The sequence below is a fragment of the Pseudomonas sp. SDO5591_S426 genome (genome assembly GCF_054070755.1).
The window spans coordinates 1-5,375 of record NZ_JBSVXD010000281.1 but is presented as its reverse complement, the minus strand read 5'-3'; the positions used below and the strand labels follow the sequence as shown (position 1 = coordinate 5,375).

Here is a 5,375-nt window from a genome sequence, read left to right as displayed (position 1 = left end):
TTGAAAAACAAAGTCAAAAGATCGCAGCCTGCGGCAGCTCCTACAGGGTTCACTGCGCCGAAATTAACTCAAAATGATGACCGGTAGCTACAGGACAGCGAACGTGCCTTGCGCTTTTGCGACCAATTTGTCGCCTTGCACTACGTCGGCCTCGACCACCAGCGTGCGTCGGCCCGGGTGGATCACCCGCGCCGTGCACATCACCTCGCCGTCGGACACGGCGCGGATGTAGTTGATCTTGCACTCGATGGTTGCGCTTTGCTGGTCAAAGCCATGGGCGCTGGAACAGGCCAGCCCCATGGCAATGTCTACCAGACTGAACAACGCCCCGCCGTGCAGTTTGCCGGCGCGATTGCGCAGTTCCGGTTCCAGCACCAGGGCGACTTGCGCCACCCCGGTTTCCAGGCTGTGCAGGCGGCAGCCCAACAGCTTGAAAAATGCGCTTTCGGTGTACCCGGCAGGGACGTCCATCAACGCTTCTTCAATTGTTTGGCGTTGGCGAACAGCGAAGCCATGGCGTTATTGGTCGGGGCTGCCGCCGTGGTTTCCTTGCGCGGTGCGGTGTTCTGGGACTGACGTGGCGCCGAACCCGGACGTGCACCGCGGGCACCGTCGATTTTCTCGCCTGGCGTGTCGCTCATGCGCATCGACAGGCCCACGCGTTTACGCGGAATGTCGATTTCCATGACCTTCACTTTCACCACGTCACCAGCCTTCACTGCTTCCCGTGGATCCTTGATGAACTTCTCCGAAAGCGCAGAGATGTGCACCAAACCGTCCTGATGCACGCCGATATCAACGAATGCGCCGAAGTTGGTCACGTTGGTTACGACACCTTCGAGGATCATCCCCAGTTGCAGGTCCTTGAGGTCTTCGACGCCTTCCTGGAACTCGGCGGTCTTGAACTCGGGGCGCGGGTCACGGCCAGGTTTTTCCAGCTCTTGCAGGATGTCGGTCACGGTCGGCAAACCGAAAGTTTCGTCGGTGTACTTCTTCGGGTCGAGACGTTTGAGGAACGAGGCATCGCCGATCAGCGAGCGGATGTCACGGTCGGTTTCAGCGGCGATGCGCTGCACCAGCGGATAGGCTTCCGGGTGAACCGCCGATGAATCCAGCGGGTTTTCGCCGTTCATTACCCGCAAGAAGCCTGCGGCCTGTTCGAAGGTTTTCTCGCCCAGGCGTGCGACTTTCTTCAGTGCAGCGCGGGTTTTGAAGGCGCCATGCTCGTCGCGGTGGCTGACGATGTTCTGCGCCAGTGTCGCGTTGAGGCCGGAGATCCGCGCCAGCAGCGCAACGGAAGCGGTGTTCACGTCCACGCCGACGGCGTTCACGCAGTCCTCGACGACCGCATCCAGGCCACGGGCCAGTTTCAGCTGCGACACGTCGTGCTGGTACTGGCCGACACCGATGGATTTCGGATCGATCTTCACCAGCTCGGCCAGCGGATCTTGCAGGCGACGGGCAATCGACACGGCACCACGGATCGAAACGTCCAGATCCGGGAATTCCTTGGAAGCCAGTTCCGACGCCGAGTAAACCGATGCACCGGCTTCGGAGACCATGACCTTGGTCATCTTCATGGCTGGATACTTTTTGATCAGCTCGGCGGCGAGCTTGTCGGTCTCACGGCTGGCGGTGCCGTTGCCGATGGCGATCAGGTCTACCGCATGCTTGGCGCACAGGGCGGCAAGAATCGCGAGGGTTTGGTCCCACTTGTTGTGTGGCACGTGCGGGTAGACCGTGGCGTGATCCAGCAGCTTGCCGGTGGAATCGACCACCGCCACCTTGCAACCGGTGCGCAGGCCCGGGTCGAGGCCCAGAGTGGCACGCGGGCCGGCCGGGGCCGACAGCAGCAGGTCGTGCAGGTTGTGGGCGAACACGTTGATCGCTTCGGTTTCCGCGCCGTCGCGCAGCTCGCCCAGCAGGTCGGTTTCCAGATGCGTGTAGAGCTTGACCTTCCAGGTCCAGCGCACCACTTCGCCCAACCATTTGTCGGCGGCACGGTTCTGGTTCTGGATGCCGAATTGCTGGCCGATCATGCCTTCGCACGGGTGCATGGTGCCCGGCAGCTCATCGCCGACTTTCAGCGCGGAGCTGAGGATGCCTTCGTTGCGGCCACGGAAAATCGCCAGCGCACGGTGCGAAGGCATGCTTTTCAGCGGTTCGTCATGTTCGAAGTAATCGCGGAACTTGGCGCCTTCCTCTTCCTTGCCAGCGATCACGCGGGCACTGAGGGTGGCTTCCTGCTTGAGGTAGCTGCGCAGTTTGTCCAGCAAGCCCGCGTCTTCGGCGAAGCGTTCCATGAGGATGTACTTGGCGCCTTCGAGGGCGGCTTTCACATCGGCCACGCCTTTTTCCGCGTCGATGAAACGGGCGGCTTCGGCTTCCGGGCTCAGGGTCGGGTCGTTGAACAGGCCGTCCGCCAACTCGCCGAGGCCGGCTTCCAAGGCGATCTGACCCTTGGTGCGGCGCTTCTGCTTGTACGGCAGGTACAAGTCTTCGAGGCGGGTCTTGGTGTCGGCGAGCTTGATGTCGCGTTCGAGCTGAGGGGTCAGCTTGCCCTGCTCCTGGATGCTGGCGAGGATGCTGATGCGCCGTTCGTCGAGTTCTCGCAGGTAGCGCAGGCGCTCTTCCAGATGACGCAATTGCGTATCGTCGAGGCTGCCGGTCACTTCTTTCCGGTAACGGGCGATGAAGGGAACGGTTGAGCCTTCATCGAGTAGCGCGACGGCCGCTTCGACCTGTTGTGGGCGTACGCCGAGTTCCTCGGCGATGCGGCTGTTGATGCTGTCCATAAAACCACCTGACAAATTGTGAAAGCAGGCTCGCAGGCGCAGAGTTAGGGCCTTGGCGAGTCTGGTTGAGCGGCCTGGCCAGCGCCGCTGCCTGGGTCAACAGGCATTGCGTTGACCCGTGAAATCGAACAATTACTGCTGACGCTATAAAAATAAATCGCGTCTGTCTGTAGTACCTGTCTGATGTTGCCTGACACAAAAGGCCGCGCATTATAACCAGCGTTCAGCCATTCAGGGGCATCGCAGGCTGCGGCTTCAATGGCCGGTTTTCTGGCGGTAAAGGAAAAATCTGCTAACAATGCACACGGTGCGTATAACGGCAGCTACGCCATAATGCGCGCCGAGATCAAAGGAGCATCTAATGAGCAGCACTGCAAACATTGCTGAAGGCGAAAAAATTCTTATTGTTGACGACGATCCGGGCCTTAGCAGCCTGCTGGAGCGTTTTTTCGTCAGCAAGGGCTACCGCGCCCGCGCCGTACCGAACACCGAGCAAATGGATCGCCTGCTGGCGCGCGAAGTGTTCAACCTGGTCGTCCTCGACCTGATGCTGCCCGGCGAAGACGGCCTGACCGCCTGCCGCCGCCTGCGTGGTGCGAACAATCAGATCCCCATCATCATGCTGACCGCCAAGGGCGATGAGCTGAGCCGCATCAAGGGCCTGGAGCTGGGCGCCGACGATTACCTGGCCAAGCCGTTCAACCCCGATGAGCTGATGGCCCGTGTAAAAGCCGTTCTGCGTCGCCAGTCGGCTCCAGTGCCGGGCGCACCGGGCAGCGAAGACGAAAGCGTGACCTTCGGCGACTACGAGTTGTCCCTGGCCACCCGCGAACTCAAGCGCGGTGAAGAAGTGCACATGCTCACCACCGGTGAGTTCGCGGTACTCAAGGCCCTGGTGATGAACGCCCGTCAGCCACTGACCCGCGACAAACTGATGAACCTGGCCCGTGGTCGCGAGTGGGATGCCCTGGAGCGTTCCATCGACGTGCAGATTTCCCGTCTGCGCCGGATGATCGAACCCGATCCGTCCAAACCGCGCTACATCCAGACTGTCTGGGGCGTGGGCTACGTGTTCGTGCCGGATGGCGCCGCCACCAAGTGATCGGCGATTTGTAGGAGCGGGTCGTGCGGGTGTCAGGTCAGATGGCCTTGCCCGCAGACTCGCGATCCGCAATATGCGAGCATCGCTCGCTCCTGCAAGTGTGTAACGGTTACCCATGAAAACCCCGGTTTGGTTCCCCCAGAGTTTCTTCTCCCGCACCCTTTGGCTGGTGCTGATCGTCGTCCTGTTCTCCAAGGCGCTGACCCTGGTTTATCTGTTGATGAACGAGGATGTTCTGGTGGACCGTCAATACAGCCACGGCGTCGCCCTGACGCTGCGTGCCTACTGGGCCGCCGACGAAAACAACCGCGACAAGATCGCCGAAGCCGCGACCCTGATCCGTGTTGTTGGTGCGGGTGTGCCTGAAGGCGAACAACACTGGCCGTACAGCGAGATCTATCAGCGGCAGATGCAGGCCGAGTTGGGTGAAGACACCGAAGTCCGATTGCGTATGCACTCACCACCGGCGCTTTGGGTCCGGGCACCAAGCCTGGGCGATGGTTGGCTGAAAGTGCCGCTTTATCCGCATCCGTTGCGTGGCCAGAAAATCTGGAACGTGCTCGGCTGGTTCCTCGCCATTGGTTTGCTCTCTACTGCCTCGGCATGGATTTTCGTCAGCCAGCTCAACCAACCCTTGAAGCGCCTGGTCTACGCAGCACGGCAACTCGGTCAGGGTCGTAGCGTGCGCCTGCCGATCAGCGATACGCCGAGTGAAATGACCGAGGTTTATCGGGCCTTCAACCAGATGGCCGAAGACGTCGAGCAGGCCGGTCGTGAGCGGGAGCTGATGCTGGCCGGGGTGTCCCATGACCTGCGTACGCCGCTGACCCGTTTGCGACTGTCACTGGAATTGATGGGCGATCGCAACGATCTTACAGACGACATGGTCCGCGACATCGAAGACATGGACGCGATTCTCGACCAATTCCTGGCGTTCATTCGCGACGGTCGCGATGAGTCGGTGGAGGAGGTCGACCTGAGCGATCTGGTCCGCGAAGTTGCCGCGCCGTATAACCAGAACGAAGAGAAAGTGCGCCTGCGCCTGGAACCTATCCAGCCGTTTCCATTGCGTCGGGTGTCGATGAAGCGATTGCTGAACAACCTGATCGGCAACGCGCTGCATCATGCGGGCAGTGGCGTGGAAGTGGCGGCGTATGTCTCCGGTGACACCGCTGCACCTTACGTGGTGCTCAGCGTCATGGACCGTGGTGCCGGGATCGATCCGTCGGAACTGGAAGCGATCTTCAACCCGTTCACTCGTGGTGACCGTGCTCGAGGCGGCAAGGGCACCGGGTTGGGGCTGGCGATCGTGAAGCGGATTGCTTCGATGCATGGCGGCAATGTTGAGTTGCGCAACCGTACCGGTGGTGGGCTTGAAGCGCGGGTGCGCTTGCCGCTGGGGTTGATGTTGCCGAGGGATGCGGTTTAACCGCTGAAAAGATCGCAGCCTGCGGCAGCTCCTACAGGAGAATGCGTAC

General features: G+C 60.7%; 4 protein-coding genes. 2 read left to right on the top strand and 2 right to left on the bottom strand.

Annotated features, from left to right (window positions below; translation table 11 throughout):
* Positions 1 to 87: 87 nt before the first annotated feature.
* On the bottom strand, positions 88 to 471 hold the full coding sequence (locus ACW9JC_RS28510) for a PaaI family thioesterase (RefSeq protein WP_457459216.1): 384 nt from the start codon (positions 469 to 471) through the stop codon (positions 88 to 90).
* Positions 471 to 2,795 carry a Tex family protein gene (locus ACW9JC_RS28505; protein WP_457459214.1) on the bottom strand — a complete coding sequence of 775 codons (2,325 nt, stop codon included), beginning with the start codon at positions 2,793 to 2,795 and terminating at the stop codon, positions 471 to 473. The genes ACW9JC_RS28510 and ACW9JC_RS28505 overlap by 1 nt, the downstream gene beginning before the upstream one ends.
* 361 nt (positions 2,796 to 3,156) lie before the next feature.
* Between ACW9JC_RS28505 and ompR the strand changes: the two genes are divergently transcribed.
* Complete coding sequence (gene ompR, locus ACW9JC_RS28500; RefSeq protein WP_020795794.1) at positions 3,157 to 3,897, top strand: osmolarity response regulator transcription factor OmpR; 741 nt, start codon at positions 3,157 to 3,159, stop codon at positions 3,895 to 3,897.
* A 115-nt stretch (positions 3,898 to 4,012) separates the two neighbouring features.
* Positions 4,013 to 5,326: an ATP-binding protein gene (locus ACW9JC_RS28495; RefSeq protein ID WP_338584170.1), complete on the top strand. Its 1,314-nt coding sequence runs from the start codon at positions 4,013 to 4,015 to the stop codon at positions 5,324 to 5,326.
* The last annotated feature ends 49 nt before the right edge of the window (positions 5,327 to 5,375 follow it).